Raw genomic sequence first — 15,136 nt, 5'->3', positions numbered from 1 at the left:
TCAGGTCGACAGGTAGGACGAGCGGGTCAGCCCCAGGCGCAGGGCGTCGAGAAAGCGCGTGCGCTCGATGACGCTGAGGCTGGCGCTGGCGACCTTCTCGCGGTACAGCGACATCAGCTCGGCCGGCTCCAGGTGCACATAGCGCAGCATGTCCTCGATGGTGTCGTGGGTCTCGATGCCGGCGTGGAACACGCTGCCGTCGCCGCGCTGGTAGATGTTCACCGAATCGGTGTCGCCGAACAGGTTGTGCATGTCGCCGAGGATCTCCTGGTAGGCGCCGACCAGAAACACGCCGAGCAGGTAGTCCTCTCCCTCGCGCAGCGCATGCACCGGCAGGCTGGTCTCGATGCTCTGCTCGTCGACGTAGTGCTTGATCTTGCCATCGGAGTCGCAGGTCAGGTCCTGCAGCACCGCGCGGCGCTGCGGCTGCTCGTCGAGGCGATGGATCGGCAGGATCGGCAGGATCTGGTCGATGGCCCAGGTGTCCGGCAGGCTCTGGAACACCGAGAAGTTGCAGATGTACTTGTCGGCCAGCTTGTCGTTGAGTTCGTCGAGCACCGCGCGGTGCGAGCGCTGGCGCGCCTGCAGCTGGTCGTAGAGGCGCCGGCAGATGGCGAAGTAGCACTGCTCGGCCAGCGCCTTCTGCGCCAGCGACAGCTTGCCGGCGGAATACTGCGCAGCCGTCTCGCCGACGAAGTGGGTGGCGCGCCAGTAGGTCTCGGCGACCATCTCCGGATCGCTCGGGCCGAGCAGGTCGATCAGCGCCTGCAGCGTCTCCGGCTGCTCCAGCGCCGGATCGAGCGCCGGCACGCTGTCGTTGTGGCGCTCGACGTCGGTGACCTGCATCACCAGCACGGCGTGGTGGGCGGTCATCGCCCGGCCGCTCTCGGAGAAGATGTGCGGGTGCGGCAGCTCCTGGCGGTCGCAGAACTCCTTGAGCATGTCGACCACGGTGGCGGCGTAGTCGTCCATGTCGTAGTTGATCGAGCTGGCGTTGCGCGAGTGGGTGCCGTCGTAGTCGACGCCCAGGCCGCCGCCGACGTCGACGTGGTCGACCGGCAGGCCGAGGGCGCGCAGCTCGCCGTAGTAGCGGATCGCCTCGCGAAAGCCCTTGCGGTAGTCGGCGATGTTGGCGATCTGCGAGCCCATGTGGAAGTGCAGCAGGCGGATGCCCTGGTCGAGGCCGGCGGCGCGGAAGCGCTCGACCACCGCCAGCAGCTGGGCGGCGGACAGGCCGAACTTGGACTTCTCGCCACCGGTGTCGGCCCACTTCGAGGACGCCAGCGAGGACAGCCGCACGCGCAGGCCGATCTGCGGGGCGACGCCGAGGGCAGCGGCCTCCTCGATCACCAGCGCCACCTCGGACTCCTTCTCGATGACGATGAACAGGCTGTGGCCGAGCTTCTGGCCGATCAGCGCCAGGCGGATGAACTCGCGGTCCTTGTAGCCGTTGCAGACGATGGTGCCGCCTTTCGGCGCCAGCGCCAGCACCGCCATCAGCTCGGGCTTGGAGCCGGCCTCCAGGCCGATGGCGACGTTGTCGGTGGCGATGATGTTCTCCACCACCGCCTCCTGCTGGTTGACCTTGATCGGGTACAGCGCGGTGTAGCGGTTGCCGTAGCCGAGACGGGCGATATTGGCGTCGAAGGCGCCGGTGAGCTGGCGCACGCGATCCTGGAGGATGCCGGGAAAGCGCACCAGCAGCGGCAGCGACAGCCCGGAAGCGCGCAGCTGGCCGACCAGGTCGTACAGATCGATGGGCATGCCGTCGGGACCCTGCGGGCGGACCTCGACGTTGCCGGCCTCGTTGATCGCGAAGTAGCCGGCGCCCCAGTGGCGGATGCCGTAGACCCGGCGGCTGTCGGCCACGCTCCAGTCGCTGCTTGCAGTCTTGCCTTTTGCCATGTCCCTGCTCTCCTTGGTCGTGGTTGGATGCCGCCGCCAGATCGGTAGGAGCCAGCTTGCTGGCGATACATGCGCGCCCCGTGATCGCCAGCAGGCTGGCTCCTACAGAGAAACAGCCTCAACCGCCGGATTTCTTCGCCTTGAAGCCGCGCTTGTGCAGCTCGGCCAGCAGCAGCTCGACATGCTCGCCCTGGATCTCGATCACGCCGTCCTTGAGCGCGCCGCCGGTACCGCAACGCTTCTTCAGCGCCGTGGCCAACTCCTTGAGTTCGTCGCCGGCCAGCGTCACACCACTGATGGTGGTCACCGTCTTGCCACCGCGCCCTTTGCTCTCGCGGCGCACCCGGGCGACACCGTCGCCCTCGGGGAGCACCGGCTGGCCGCAGATGCACTCGCCCACCGGCTTGCCGCAATCCGGGCAGTGCCGGCCGGCGTCGGTGGAGTAGACCAGGCCGCCGAGGGCGGCGAAGGAGGAAGACTTCTTGCTCACGTCCGTCCCCTCAACCCTGCTCGAGCAGCTGGCGCAGGTCGATGATCGCGGCGTTGGCCCGCGAGATGTAGTTGGCCATCACCAGCGAGTGGTTGGCGAGGATGCCGAAGCCGTCGCCGTTGAGGATCATCGGACTCCACAGCGGCTCCTGCGCCGCCTCCAGCTCGCGAATGATCTGCCGCACGCCGACCGTGGCGTTCTTCTTGGCCAGCACGTCGGCGAAGTCGACCTCGATGGCGCGCAGGAAGTGCGACAGAGCCCAGGCCTGGCCGCGGGCCTCGTAGAACACGTTGTCGATCTGCAGCCAGGGGGTCTTGACGATCTCCTCGCTGCCGCTGGGAATCGCGCCGTTGACGTCGGTGTTCAGGCGCATCTGGCCGACGCTGGCCGACAGGCGCTGGGACAGCGAACCGAGGCGGGTCTCGACGTCGGTCAGCCAGTTGCGCAGGTTGTCGGCGCGGGCGTAGAACTGCGCCTGGGTCTGGGTGGGATCACCGAGGCGTTTCTGGAAGCGGGTCAGCGAGCGGATGGCGTCGCGGTACTCCTGCTCGCTGGCCGGCAGCGCCCAGCTGTTGCTGTCGAAATGGAATTTCGGCTCGGCCTTGGCCAGGTCGGCGTCCTCGGTGGACTGCGACTGCGAACGGGCGAAATCCTTGCGCAGGGCGCGGGCCAGGTCGCGCGCCTGCACCAGCACGCCGTATTCCCAGTTGGGCATGTTGTCCAGCCACAGCCCCGGCGGTGCGATGTCGTTGGACAGGTAGCCGCCCGACTTGTCGAGCAGGGTGCCGGTCACGCTCTTCAGGGTCTCCACCGTGGTGTAGCCGGGCACCATCTTGATCTGGGCCTGTTCCGCCGCGGCCTGGGCCTGCTGCTGCACCGGGAACAGCTCGGGCTCGAGGCTCCAGTACCAGCCGACCACCAGAGCGCCGAGCAGGTACACCCCGACCACGCTGCCGACCGCCCGGCTGGCCCAGATGCCGCCGAAGTAGCTGCTCGCGCCTTCCACCGAGTCATCGACACTGTCGCGCATGGCGCCGACCTTTTTCTTCCAGTCCAGCATGGATTCGTCCTTACTCACCGAGAAACAATTTCAGGCTGGCAGCCGCGCGCGGCGGACTGCACATTGCCTTGCACTATAAAGCATGAAAAGCACGCCCGCGCCGACCGTCGGCAGAAAAGCACGCCAGTCTGTCGCAGTCCGGTCACGCACGCCTTTCCGCTATCATGCCCGCCTCCCCGAACGAGAGACTGCAATGCATCGCCTGTTCCTCCTGCTTGTGCTGCTGTTCACCCTGCCCGCCAGCGCCGGCCTGTTCGACAGCCGTCCGGCCCCGGTCCTCGGCGGCGCCGCGCTGAACAACAGCGGCGACTTCCTGCCGGTGGCCGAAGCCTTCAAGCTCAGCCTGGTCGAGACGGAAGAGCGGCGGGTGAAGCTGCGCTTCGTCAACGCCAAGGGCTACTACCTGTATCGCCACCGCTTCCAGGTGCATAGCGAGCCGGCCGGCCTGGTCGGCGGCGAGCTCGGCCTGCCGGCCGGCCAGGCCAAGCACGACGAGTACTTCGGCGATGTCGAGGTGTACTACGGGGTGACCGACCTGGAGGTGCCGATCGCCAACCCGTCCGGCCAGGCCTTCAGCCTGCGGGTGAGCTACCAGGGCTGCGCCGATCAGGGCCTGTGCTATCCGCCGGAAACCGCCGTACTGGCCATCGACGGCGCTGCTGCCCCCGCCGCGGCCAACTCCACCAGCACAGCGCCCGCTGCCGCCAGCGGCGCAACGGCCTGGCAGTGGAGCGAACTGGCGCTGTTCTTCCTCGCCGGCCTCGGCCTGACTTTCACCCCCTGCGTGCTGCCGATGCTGCCGATCCTTTCCGGCGTGGTGCTGCGCGGGCAGATCGGCGGCAGCCGCGGGCTGCTGCTGTCGCTGGCCTACGTGCTGCCGATGGCCGCCTGCTTCGCCGTGCTCGGCGCACTGATGGGCCTGTTCGGCGCCGAACTCAACCTGCAGGCGCGCTTGCAGTCGCCCTGGGTGCTGGCGCCCTTCGCGCTGTTCTTCGCCCTGTTCGCCCTGGCCATGTTCGGTGTCTACGAGCTGCGCTTGCCGGCCTTCGTCCGCGAGCCGCTGGACCGCATGGCCGGCCACGCCCGCGGCGGCTCGCTGCTCGGCGCGGCGCTGCTCGGCGTGTTCTCCAGCCTGCTGGTGTCGCCCTGCGTGTCGGCGCCGCTGGCCGGCGCCCTGCTGTATATCAGCGCCAGCGGCGATGCCCTCGGCGGCGGCCTCAAGCTGTTCGCCCTGGGCCTGGGCATGGGTGCGCCGCTGGTGCTGTTCGCCAGCGGCGGCAATGCCCTGCTGCCCCGCGCCGGGGTGTGGATGGTCACGGTGCGCAACACCTTCGGCGTGCTGCTGCTTGCCGTGGCGATCTGGCTGCTCGAGCGCATCCTGCCCGGCCAGCTCAGCCTGGCGCTGTGGGGCCTGCTGGCCGGCGGCGTGGCGCTCAACCTCGGCGCGCTGGAAATGGTGCCCAAGACCCACCGCCAGCGCCTGGCCCAGCTGTTCGGCCTGCTGCTGCTGGTCTATGCGCTGGCCGCCTGGATTGGCGCGCTGCGCGGCGAAGTCGATCCGCTGCGCCCGTTCGGCCAGCCGGCACTCGCGCAAACCACGCCTGCGGGCGCTCCGGCCACCCACGCCGGCTGGCAGACCATCGGCACCCCGGCCGAGCTGGACGCCGCCTTCGCCGCAGCAAGGGCGGCCGGCCAGCCGCTGCTGCTCGACTGGTATGCCGACTGGTGCATCAGCTGCAAGGTGATCGAGCGCGAGGTGCTGCAGGCGCCGGCCGTCGCCCCGCAGCTGGCCGCCTGGCGCCTGGTGCGCTTCGACATGACGGAAAGCCGTGCCGATCAGCGCGCCCTGCTCGACCGCTACCGCCTGTTCGGTCCGCCGGCGCTGCTGCTGTTCGCCGCCGACGGCAGCGAGTGGCAGGACCTGCGGGTGATCGGCGAAACCGACGCAGCCCACTTCGCAACGGTGCTGGAAAAGGCGGCGCAGCGCTTCTGAACGGGCGTCTCCGGTCATCGTCAGCCATCATGCGGCCATCTACGGCAAAAAATCGGCTGCTGGACAGGCGGTCGGTTTTTCCGGCATATTCCGGCAGCTTTTTCCGAACCTCTCGCTGACAGGACGCACGCATGGCCACCTTCCTGGTTCTGCACGGCCCCAACCTGAACCTGCTGGGCACCCGCGAGCCGGGCGTCTACGGCGCCACCACGCTCGCCGACATCAACAGCGATCTGGAGGCCCGTGCCCGTGCCGCCGGCCATCACCTGCAGCACCTGCAGAGCAATGCCGAGTACGAACTGATCGAGCGCATCCACGCCGCGCGCGGCGAAGGTGTCGACTTCATCATCATCAACCCGGCCGCTTTTACCCATACCAGCGTCGCATTGCGTGACGCATTGCTGGCGGTGAGCATCCCATTCATCGAAGTTCACCTGTCGAACGTGCACAAGCGCGAACCCTTTCGCCATCACTCCTACTTCTCCGATGTAGCGGTAGGCGTGATCTGCGGGCTCGGCGCCAGCGGTTACCGCCTGGCACTGGAAGCCGCACTCGAACAACTGCAACGCCCCTGACCTCTTTTGGAGCGCCCTGATGGACATTCGTAAAGTCAAGAAGCTGATCGAACTGCTGGAAGAGTCCGGTATCGACGAGCTGGAAATCTGTGAAGGCGAAGAGTCGGTACGTATCAGCCGCCACAGCAAGCAGCCGCAGTACGCCGCCCAGCCGATGTACGCCCCGGCGCCGGCTCCGGCTCCGGCCGCTGCCCCGGTTGCCGCTCCGGCCGCTGCCGCCGCCCCGGCTGCCCCGGCGCTGAGCGGCCACGTGGTGCGCTCGCCGATGGTCGGCACCTTCTACCGCGCCTCCTCGCCGACCTCCGCCTCGTTCGTCGAAGTCGGCCAGGCCGTGAAGAAGGGCGACATCCTGTGCATCGTCGAAGCGATGAAGATGATGAACCACATCGAGGCCGAAGCCAGCGGTACCATCGGCTCGATCCTGGTGGAAAACGGCCATCCGGTCGAATTCGACCAGCCGCTGTTCACCATCGTCTAACACGCGGAGATTCCTGCGATGTTGCAAAAAGTCCTGATTGCCAACCGCGGCGAGATCGCCCTGCGCGTGCTGCGCGCGTGCAAGGAACTGGGCATCAAGACCGTGGCTGTGCACTCGACTGCCGACCGCGACCTGATGCACGTCTCCCTCGCCGATGAATCCGTGTGCATCGGCCCGGCGTCCGCGAGCCAGTCGTACCTGAGCATCCCGGCGATCATCGCCGCGGCCGAGGTCACCGGCGCCGACGGCATCCACCCCGGCTACGGCTTCCTCGCCGAGAACGCCGACTTCGCCGAGCAGGTGGAGAAGTCCGGTTTCGCCTTCATCGGCCCGACCGCCGACGTGATCCGCCTGATGGGCGACAAGGTGTCGGCCAAGGACGCCATGAAGGCGGCCGGCGTGCCGACCGTGCCCGGCTCCGACGGCCCGCTGCCGGAAGACGAGGCCGAAGCCCTGGAGATCGCCCGCCAGGTCGGCTACCCGGTGATCATCAAGGCCGCCGGTGGCGGTGGTGGTCGCGGCATGCGCGTGGTGCACAAGGAAGAGGATCTGATCGCCTCGGCCAAGCTGACCCGCACCGAAGCCGGTGCCGCCTTCGGCAACCCGATGGTCTACCTCGAGAAGTTCCTGACCAATCCGCGTCACGTGGAAATCCAGGTGCTCGCCGACGGCCAGGGCAACGCCATCCACCTCGGCGATCGCGACTGCTCGCTGCAGCGCCGCCACCAGAAGGTGATCGAGGAAGCCCCCGCCCCGCTGATCGACGAGGCCGCCCGCCGCAAGGTCCAGGCCCACTGCGTGCAGGCGTGCATCGACATCAACTACCGTGGCGCCGGCACCTTCGAGTTCCTCTATGAAGACGGGCACTTCTACTTCATCGAGATGAACACCCGCGTGCAGGTGGAACACCCGGTCACCGAGATGGTCACCGGCGTCGACATCGTCAAGGAGATGCTGCGCATTTCCGGCGGCGAGAAGCTGTCGATCAAGCAGGAAGACGTGGTGATCCGCGGCCACGCGGTGGAATGCCGGATCAACGCCGAAGACCCGCGCACCTTCATGCCCAGCCCCGGCAAGGTCAAGCACTTCCATGCCCCGGGCGGCAACGGCGTGCGCGTCGACTCGCACCTGTATGACGGCTATGTGGTGCCGCCGTACTACGATTCGCTGATCGGCAAGCTGATCACCTTCGGCGCCAGCCGCGACGAGGCCCTGGGGCGCATGCGCAATGCCCTCGACGAGCTGATCGTCGACGGCATCAAGACCAACGCCCCGCTGCACGCCGAACTGGTGCGCGATGCCGGTTTCTGCAAGGGTGGCGTCAACATCCACTACCTGGAAAAGAAACTGGGTATGGACAAGCACTGAGCTCCGGCTCGGCGCTTGCACAGAGGCCGCCTTCGGGCGGCCTCTGTCGTTTCACGGGACATTGCTGTAGGGGCGAATTCATTCGCCAACGCGGCTCTGTCAGGCGAATGAATTCGCCCCTACAGCGGGCTGCCCTCATGCTGGCACAGCACCCGCCCCTCCAGTAAGCTTGCCCACCATCCGCCCTACTCTCCAAGAGGCCTCCGCCATGCCCTGGCTGCAAGTCCGACTCGCCATCACTCCCCACCAGGCCGCCGTGCTGGAAGACCAGTTGCTGGAGCTGGGCGCGGTCTCGGTGACCTTCATGGACGCCGAGGACCAGCCGATCTTCGAGCCGGACCTGGGCACCACCCCGCTGTGGACCCACACCCATCTGCTCGCCCTGTTCGAGGACGGCACCGACACCGACGCGGTGCTCGCCCACCTCAGGCTGCAGCGTGGCGGCGAACTGCCCGAGTACCAGGTCGAGCGCATCGAGGACCAGGACTGGGAACGCAGCTGGATGGACAACTTCCAACCGATGCGCTTCGGTCGCCGCCTGTGGATCGTACCTAGCTGGCACGAGGCGCCGGAGCCGGACGCGGTCAACCTGCTGCTCGACCCGGGCCTGGCCTTCGGCACCGGCACCCACCCGACCACCGCACTGTGCCTGGAGTGGCTGGACGGCCAGGAACTGAGCGGCTGCCGGGTACTCGACTTCGGCTGCGGCTCGGGCATCCTCGGCATCGCCGCCCTGCTGCTCGGCGCCGAATCGGCGCTGGGCACCGACATCGACCCGCAGGCGCTGGACGCCTCGCGCGACAACGCCGGGCGCAACGGCCTGCCGGCCGACGCCTTCCCGGTCTACCTGCCGGCCGACCTGCCGCCGCAGCCGGTCGACGTGGTGGTGGCCAACATCCTCGCCGGCCCGCTGGTGCAGCTGGCGCCGCAGATCACCACGCTGGTCAAGCCGGGCGGCCGCCTGGCGCTGTCCGGCATCCTCGCCGAACAGGCCGAGGAAGTGCGCGCCGCCTACGCCGACGCCTTCGACCTCGACCCCACCGCGGTGAAGGAAGGCTGGGTACGCATCAGCGGCGTGCGCCGCTGACCCCTCGCGCGAGGCGCAGTCGGAGCGCTCCGGCTGCGCTAGAATGAGCATCTGACCTGTTCCGGATTGCCGCAGCATGACCGAGTCGTTCGTCACCCAATGTCCGCACTGCCAGACCCGCTTCCGCGTCACCCCCGCGCAGTTGGGCATGGCCCGTGGTGCCGTGCGCTGCGGCGCCTGCCTGCAGGTGTTCAACGCCGCCGAGCAGCTGGCTGGCGAACTCGCGGCCAGCCCGGCCGAGGCGCCGGGCACCGAGACACGCACGCCGGACAGCGCGGTAGCGGCTGCGGTCGCGGCGAGCGACGTGCGCGCAGCCATGGGCGGCGCCCTGGCTGGCGGCGCGGCGAGTACCCTGGCCGGCAGCACGCTAGACCAGGATGACAGCGAACACTTCCAGCCGGCCGGCTACCAGCCCGCGCCGCCCCTGCCGACCGACGACGCCCCCCCGGCCGCCGCCCCTGCCGCACCGGCACCGGCACCGGCCGACGGCACCCTGTGGATCCACGACGATCTCGACCTCGACGACCTCGATCTCGACCTCGACGAGGAGCTCGACCGGGCCAGCTTCGAGCTGAGCAGCGAGTTCCGCGACTACCAGCCGCCGGAGAACCCGCTGCTCAACCCCTTCGGCGATGCACCGGACAGCCGGCGCGATCCCCACGACGAAAGCTGGGTCGAAGCCCTGCTCAACGACCAGCCGGAGGCCAAGACCCCGACGAGCGAGCCGGGCGGCCGACGCGCCGAGCCCAGCCTCGACGACGAGCTGCCGCTGGAAATGGACAACGGCAGCGAGGACCTCGTCGAATTCGCCGATGACGCCGAGGAAGCCGCGCGCCACGTCGACACCGGCCTCAGCGCCGAGCGCGACGAGCCGATCACCGTCAGCGCCGCGGCCGCCAGCCTCGGCGCGGCAGCCGCTGCCGGCAGCGCGCGGCGCAGCGAACCGCGCCTGCGCGACGAGGGCCTGCTCAGCCTCAACGACGAACCGCTGCAGCTCGACTGGCAACCGCAGCAGGGTCCGGGCTGGGCCCGCCGCCTGCTCTGGCTGCTGCTGATCCTCCTCGCCCTCGGCGGCCTGGCCGGCCAGTACGTCTACTACCACTTCGACGAGCTGGCCCGCGACGATCGCCTGCGCCCCTGGTTCGACAAGGTCTGCCCGCTGCTCGGCTGCAGCCTGCCGCCGCGGGTCGACGTCAGCCTGGTGAAGAGCAGCAACCTGACCGTGCGCAACCACCCGACCCATCCCGGCGCGCTGACCGTGGACGCGATCATCTACAACCGCGCCACCTTCAGCCAGCCGTTCCCGCTGCTCGAGCTGCGCTTCGAGGACATCAACGGCCAGCCGCTGGCCAGGCGCAGCTTCAAGCCCGGCGAGTACCTCGCCGGCGAGCTGGCCGGGCGCACCGACATGCCGCCACAGACGCCGATCCACATCTCCCTGGAGATCGTCGACCCCGGCACCCACGCGGTGAACTACAGCCTGGGCTTCCACTCGCCGGACTGAGCCATAGCGGCGACTGTTCAAAAAATACTCAGAACAGTCTTTAACCGCACCCGCGGAGCGGGTATCATCGCCACCCTTTTCCAGCAGCTGATTTGCCCCTGCGGCAGGGATACCCCATGTCGGTGGTTCGCATCGGCCCTTACACGCTCCCCAATCGGGTGATCCTGGCTCCCATGGCCGGCGTCACCGATCGTCCGTTCCGCCAACTGTGTCGCCGTCTCGGCGCCGGCCTGGTCGTGTCCGAGATGCTGACCAGCGACGTGAGCCTGTGGCACAGCCGCAAATCGCGCCTGCGCATGCTCCACGACGGCGATCCCGAGCCGCGCTCGGTGCAGATCGCCGGTGGCGATGCGCAGATGCTCGCCGAGGCGGCACGCCGCAACGTCGAACTGGGCGCACAGATCATCGATATCAACATGGGTTGTCCGGCCAAGAAGGTGTGCAACAAGGCCGCCGGCTCCGCCCTGATGAAGGACGAAAAACTGGTGGGCGAAATCCTCGATGCCGTGGTCGCTGCCGTCGACGTGCCGGTGACCCTGAAGATCCGCACCGGCTGGGACCCCGACAATCGCAACGGCGTGAGCGTCGCGCGGATCGCCGAGCAGGCCGGCATCGCCGCCCTCTCTGTGCACGGCCGCACCCGCGCCGACCTGTACCGCGGCGAGGCCGAGTACGCCACCATCGCCGCGATCCGCGAGGCGGTCGACCTGCCGCTGTTCGCCAACGGCGACATCGACTCGCCCGAGAAGGCCCGCGCCGTGCTCGACGCCACCGGCGCCGACGCGGTGATGATCGGCCGCGCCGCCCAGGGCCGGCCGTGGATCTTCCGCGAGATCGACCACTACCTGCAGACCGGCGAACTGCTGGCCGGGCCGTCACTCGAGGAAGTCGAGCGCATCCTCCTCGAGCACCTGGCCGAGCTGCATGCCTTCTACGGCGAGGTGATGGGCGTGCGCATCGCCCGCAAGCACGTCGGCTGGTACCTGGCCACCCTGCCCGGTGCCCGGGATTTTCGTAACGACTTCAATCGCCTGGACTGTCCAGACGCCCAGCACGAGCAGGTGCGCGGCTTCTTCGCCAGGCAAAGGGACATCTGCAGAGGGACGGCCGCATGACGACCCTGACCGAGAATTTTGTGAGTGGAACGACTGCCGTGAGCGACAACGCCAACCTGAAACAGCACCTCATCGCCCCCAGCGAGGAGCGTCAGACCCTGCGCGACAGCGTGGAGCAGGCCCTGCACAACTACTTTGCCCACCTCGACGGCCAGCCGGTGACCGACGTCTACAATCTGGTGCTGTCGGAGGTCGAGGCGCCGCTGCTGGAAACCGTGATGCGCTACGTCAAGGGCAACCAGACCAAGGCCTCCGAGTTGCTCGGCCTGAACCGCGGCACCCTGCGCAAGAAGCTCAAGCAGTACGACCTGCTCTGACCCTATCCGCTCGAAAGGAGGCGGCCGACCGCCTCCTCTTCTGTCCAATCCTGTCCTGATGGAATCCGAGATGACCGACCAGACCACCCGCCTCCCCGTCCGCCGCGCGCTGATCAGCGTGTCCGACAAGACCGGCGTCGTCGACTTCGCCCGCGAACTCGCCGCCCTCGGCGTCGAGATCCTCTCCACCGGCGGCACCTTCAAGCTGCTGCGCGAAAACGGCGTGGCCGCGGTCGAAGTGGCCGACTACACCGGCTTCCCGGAAATGATGGACGGCCGGGTGAAGACCCTGCATCCGAAGATCCACGGCGGCATCCTCGGCCGTCGCGATCTCGACGGCGCGGTGATGGCCGAGCACGGCATCGCCCCGATCGACCTGGTCGCTGTCAACCTGTACCCGTTCGCCGCCACCGTGGCCAAGGCCGGTTGCACCCTGCCGGACGCCATCGAGAACATCGACATCGGCGGCCCGACCATGGTTCGCTCGGCGGCCAAGAACCACAAGGACGTCGCCATCGTGGTCAACGCCGGCGACTACGCCGGTATCGTCGCCTCGCTGAAGAGCGGCGGCCTGAGCTACGCCCAGCGCTTCGACCTGGCCCTCAAGGCCTTCGAGCACACCGCCGCCTACGACGGCATGATCGCCAACTACCTGGGCACCGTCGACCAGAGCGCCGAGACCCTGTCCACCGAAGGTCGCAGCGAGTTCCCGCGCACCTTCAACAGCCAGTTCATCAAGGCGCAGGACATGCGCTACGGCGAGAACCCGCACCAGAACGCGGCCTTCTACGTCGAAGCCAACCCGGCCGAAGCCAGCATCGCCACCGCCAAGCAGCTGCAGGGCAAGGAACTGTCCTACAACAACGTGGCCGACACCGACGCCGCCCTGGAGTGCGTGAAGAGCTTCGTCAAGCCGGCCTGCGTGATCGTCAAGCACGCCAACCCGTGCGGCGTCGCCGTGGTCCCGGAAGACGAGGGCGGCATCCGCAAGGCCTATGACCTGGCCTACGCCACCGACAGCGAGTCCGCCTTCGGCGGCATCATCGCCTTCAACCGCGAGCTGGACGGCGAAACCGCCAAGGCCATCGTCGAGCGCCAGTTCGTCGAAGTGATCATCGCCCCGAGCGTGTCCGCCGAGGCCCGCGCAGTGGTCGCCGCCAAGGCCAACGTGCGCCTGCTCGAATGCGGCCAGTGGCCGGCCGAGCGCATCAATGGTCTGGACTACAAGCGCGTCAACGGCGGCCTGCTGGTGCAGAGCCGCGACATCGGCATGATCACCGAGGCCGACCTCAAGGTAGTCACCCAGCGCGCGCCGAGCGAGCAGGAAATCCACGACCTGATCTTCGCCTGGAAGGTGGCCAAGTTCGTCAAGTCCAACGCCATCGTCTACGCCAAGAACCGCCAGACCGTCGGCGTCGGCGCCGGCCAGATGAGCCGCGTCAACTCCGCGCGCATCGCCGCGATCAAGGCCGAGCACGCCGGCCTGCCGGTTCCCGGCGCGGTGATGGCCAGCGACGCCTTCTTCCCGTTCCGCGACGGCATCGACAACGCCGCCAAGGCCGGCATCACCGCGGTGATCCAGCCCGGCGGCTCGATGCGCGACGCCGAGGTGATCGCCGCGGCCGACGAAGCCGGCATTGCCATGGTCTTCACCGGCATGCGCCACTTCCGCCACTAAGGTGGCATGGCCGCGCTGAAACGCCCGTCTGCGGCGTTGGCGGCGGACTCGCCGATGCTCATTGCCATCTAGGCAACTGCGCTCGTCGATCCCACCGCCGCCTTGCATCCAGACGCTTCATCGCGACCCGAAAGATTTGAATACGCCGGGCACAGCCCGACACCAGACTCGTAGGGTGGTCAGCCGCAGCTGGCCACCAAACAGGCTCCACGAGGAGACAGCAATGAACGTACTGATCATCGGCAGCGGCGGCCGCGAGCACGCCCTGGCCTGGAAAGTGGCGCAGGATCCGCGCGTCGCCAAGGTCTTCGTCGCCCCCGGCAACGCCGGCACCGCCACCGAGGCCAAGTGCGAGAACGTCGCCATCGACGTGCTGGCCATCGAGCAGCTGGCCGACTTCGCCGCCGCCAACGTGCAGCTGACCATCGTCGGCCCGGAAGCGCCGCTGGTGAAGGGCGTGGTCGACCTGTTCCGTTCGCGCGGCCTGGACATCTTCGGCCCGACCGCCGCCGCCGCCCAGCTGGAAGGCTCCAAGGCCTTCACCAAGGACTTCCTGGCCCGCCAGCAGATCCCCACCGCCGACTACCAGAACTTCACCGAAGTCGAGCCGGCACTGGCCTACCTGCGCGAGAAGGGCGCGCCGATCGTGGTCAAGGCCGACGGCCTGGCCGCCGGCAAGGGCGTGATCGTCGCCATGACCCTGGCCGAAGCCGAGGAAGCGGTGCGCGACATGCTGTCCGGCAACGCCTTCGGCGACGCCGGCGCGCGCGTGGTGATCGAGGAGTTCCTCGACGGCGAGGAAGCCAGCTTCATCGTCATGGTCGACGGCGAGCACGTGCTGCCGATGGCCACCAGCCAGGACCACAAGCGCGTCGGCGACGGCGACAGCGGCCCGAACACCGGCGGCATGGGCGCCTACTCGCCGGCCCCGGTGGTCACCGCCGAAGTGCACCAGCGGGTGATGGACGAGATCATCTACCCGACCGTGCGCGGCATGGCGGCCGAGGGCAACGTCTACACCGGCTTCCTCTACGCCGGCCTGATGATCGACAAGGCCGGCAAGCCGAAGGTCATCGAGTTCAACTGCCGCTTCGGCGACCCGGAAACCCAGCCGATCATGGTGCGCCTGGAGTCCTCGCTGGTGCTGCTGGTCGAGGCCGCGCTGGCCAAGGCGCTGGACAAGGTCGAGGCGACCTGGGACCCGCGTCCCACCGTCGGCGTGGTGCTGGCGGCCGGCGGCTACCCGGGCGACTACGCCAAGGGTGACGTGATCGAGGGCCTCGACGAGGCCGCGAAGCTGGACGGCAAGGTATTCCACGCCGGCACCGCGCTGAATGCCGCCGGTCAGGTGGTCACCGCCGGCGGCCGCGTACTGTGCGCCACCGCCATCGGCGCCAGCGTGTCCGACGCCCAGCAGCAAGCCTACCGCCTGGCCGAGAAGATCCGCTGGAACGGCATGTTCTACCGCCACGACATCGGCTACCGCGCCATCGCCCGCGAACGCGGCGAAGGCTGATGTGCCCGCCGCCTGACGCGCCCCAGCGGGCGTCAGGCGGCCTGCTCGGC

Annotated in this window: 13 protein-coding genes; 10 read left to right on the top strand and 3 right to left on the bottom strand. The window is 68.3% G+C overall.

Annotated features, from left to right (window positions below; all coding sequences use genetic code 11):
* The 3 genes from speA to BMZ19_RS02805 all read right to left on the bottom strand — a co-directional run bounded on the left by speA (window position 1) and on the right by BMZ19_RS02805 (window position 3,455).
* The gene (gene speA / locus BMZ19_RS02815) at window positions 1-1,905 is read right to left on the bottom strand and encodes an arginine decarboxylase (RefSeq protein WP_090306577.1); all 1,905 of its coding nucleotides are present in this window, start codon (window positions 1,903-1,905) and stop codon (window positions 1-3) included.
* A gap of 118 nt (window positions 1,906-2,023) precedes the next feature.
* Window positions 2,024-2,395, bottom strand: coding sequence for a translation initiation factor Sui1 (locus BMZ19_RS02810; protein ID WP_090306574.1), 372 nt, complete (start codon window positions 2,393-2,395; stop codon window positions 2,024-2,026).
* 10 nt (window positions 2,396-2,405) lie between these two features.
* Window positions 2,406-3,455: a DUF2333 family protein gene (locus BMZ19_RS02805; RefSeq protein WP_090306571.1), complete on the bottom strand. Its 1,050-nt coding sequence runs from the start codon at window positions 3,453-3,455 to the stop codon at window positions 2,406-2,408.
* A 193-nt stretch (window positions 3,456-3,648) separates the two neighbouring features.
* On the opposite strand from BMZ19_RS02805, the gene BMZ19_RS02800 reads away from it, so the two are divergent.
* The 10 genes from BMZ19_RS02800 to purD all read left to right on the top strand — a co-directional run bounded on the left by BMZ19_RS02800 (window position 3,649) and on the right by purD (window position 15,086).
* A complete protein-coding gene (locus BMZ19_RS02800) occupies window positions 3,649-5,448 on the top strand; it encodes a protein-disulfide reductase DsbD (RefSeq protein WP_090306569.1) in 1,800 nt (599 codons plus the stop codon).
* Window positions 5,449-5,579: 131 nt separating this feature from the next.
* Window positions 5,580-6,023: a type II 3-dehydroquinate dehydratase gene (gene aroQ / locus BMZ19_RS02795; protein WP_090306566.1), complete on the top strand. Its 444-nt coding sequence runs from the start codon at window positions 5,580-5,582 to the stop codon at window positions 6,021-6,023.
* Between the two features lie 19 nt (window positions 6,024-6,042).
* The gene (gene accB / locus BMZ19_RS02790) at window positions 6,043-6,501 is read left to right on the top strand and encodes an acetyl-CoA carboxylase biotin carboxyl carrier protein (RefSeq protein WP_090306564.1); all 459 of its coding nucleotides are present in this window, start codon (window positions 6,043-6,045) and stop codon (window positions 6,499-6,501) included.
* Between the two features lie 18 nt (window positions 6,502-6,519).
* Entirely contained in the window at window positions 6,520-7,869 is a 1,350-nt protein-coding gene (gene accC, locus BMZ19_RS02785) for an acetyl-CoA carboxylase biotin carboxylase subunit (protein ID WP_090306561.1), read from the top strand.
* Window positions 7,870-8,077: 208 nt separating this feature from the next.
* Window positions 8,078-8,956 (top strand): 50S ribosomal protein L11 methyltransferase, encoded by an 879-nt coding sequence (prmA, locus tag BMZ19_RS02780; RefSeq protein ID WP_090306558.1) that lies wholly within the window; start codon window positions 8,078-8,080, stop codon window positions 8,954-8,956.
* Window positions 8,957-9,032: 76 nt separating this feature from the next.
* On the top strand, window positions 9,033-10,460 hold the full coding sequence (locus BMZ19_RS02775; RefSeq protein WP_090306555.1) for a DUF3426 domain-containing protein: 1,428 nt from the start codon (window positions 9,033-9,035) through the stop codon (window positions 10,458-10,460).
* Between the two features lie 116 nt (window positions 10,461-10,576).
* A complete protein-coding gene (gene dusB, locus BMZ19_RS02770; RefSeq protein ID WP_090306553.1) occupies window positions 10,577-11,575 on the top strand; it encodes a tRNA dihydrouridine synthase DusB in 999 nt (332 codons plus the stop codon).
* Window positions 11,572-11,892 carry a DNA-binding transcriptional regulator Fis gene (gene fis / locus BMZ19_RS02765; protein WP_090306550.1) on the top strand — a complete coding sequence of 107 codons (321 nt, stop codon included), beginning with the start codon at window positions 11,572-11,574 and terminating at the stop codon, window positions 11,890-11,892. Before dusB ends, fis begins: the two co-directional genes overlap by 4 nt.
* A gap of 70 nt (window positions 11,893-11,962) precedes the next feature.
* The gene (gene purH / locus BMZ19_RS02760) at window positions 11,963-13,570 is read left to right on the top strand and encodes a bifunctional phosphoribosylaminoimidazolecarboxamide formyltransferase/IMP cyclohydrolase (protein ID WP_090306547.1); all 1,608 of its coding nucleotides are present in this window, start codon (window positions 11,963-11,965) and stop codon (window positions 13,568-13,570) included.
* A gap of 223 nt (window positions 13,571-13,793) precedes the next feature.
* The gene (gene purD / locus BMZ19_RS02755; RefSeq protein ID WP_090306545.1) at window positions 13,794-15,086 is read left to right on the top strand and encodes a phosphoribosylamine--glycine ligase; all 1,293 of its coding nucleotides are present in this window, start codon (window positions 13,794-13,796) and stop codon (window positions 15,084-15,086) included.
* Window positions 15,087-15,136 lie beyond the last annotated feature (50 nt).

The sequence above is a fragment of the Pseudomonas linyingensis genome (assembly GCF_900109175.1).
Taxonomy (GTDB): Bacteria; Pseudomonadota; Gammaproteobacteria; order Pseudomonadales; family Pseudomonadaceae; genus Geopseudomonas; species Geopseudomonas linyingensis.
Note: the sequence above shows the minus strand (reverse complement) of the source record. Positions and strands in the feature narration are given on the sequence as shown.

What these genes read in the sequence shown, in the direction of transcription:
- prmA (WP_090306558.1), top strand. Translation starts at nt 8,078, where the DNA reads ATGCCCTGGCTGCAAGTCCGACTCGCCATCACTCCCCACCAGGCCGCC.
- accB (WP_090306564.1), top strand. Translation starts at nt 6,043, where the DNA reads ATGGACATTCGTAAAGTCAAGAAGCTGATCGAACTGCTGGAAGAGTCC.
- fis (WP_090306550.1), top strand. Translation starts at nt 11,572, where the DNA reads ATGACGACCCTGACCGAGAATTTTGTGAGTGGAACGACTGCCGTGAGC.
- purD (WP_090306545.1), top strand. Translation starts at nt 13,794, where the DNA reads ATGAACGTACTGATCATCGGCAGCGGCGGCCGCGAGCACGCCCTGGCC.
- BMZ19_RS02805 (WP_090306571.1), bottom strand. Translation starts at nt 3,455, where the DNA reads ATGCTGGACTGGAAGAAAAAGGTCGGCGCCATGCGCGACAGTGTCGAT.
- accC (WP_090306561.1), top strand. Translation starts at nt 6,520, where the DNA reads ATGTTGCAAAAAGTCCTGATTGCCAACCGCGGCGAGATCGCCCTGCGC.
- speA (WP_090306577.1), bottom strand. Translation starts at nt 1,905, where the DNA reads ATGGCAAAAGGCAAGACTGCAAGCAGCGACTGGAGCGTGGCCGACAGC.
- aroQ (WP_090306566.1), top strand. Translation starts at nt 5,580, where the DNA reads ATGGCCACCTTCCTGGTTCTGCACGGCCCCAACCTGAACCTGCTGGGC.
- BMZ19_RS02775 (WP_090306555.1), top strand. Translation starts at nt 9,033, where the DNA reads ATGACCGAGTCGTTCGTCACCCAATGTCCGCACTGCCAGACCCGCTTC.
- dusB (WP_090306553.1), top strand. Translation starts at nt 10,577, where the DNA reads ATGTCGGTGGTTCGCATCGGCCCTTACACGCTCCCCAATCGGGTGATC.
- BMZ19_RS02800 (WP_090306569.1), top strand. Translation starts at nt 3,649, where the DNA reads ATGCATCGCCTGTTCCTCCTGCTTGTGCTGCTGTTCACCCTGCCCGCC.
- purH (WP_090306547.1), top strand. Translation starts at nt 11,963, where the DNA reads ATGACCGACCAGACCACCCGCCTCCCCGTCCGCCGCGCGCTGATCAGC.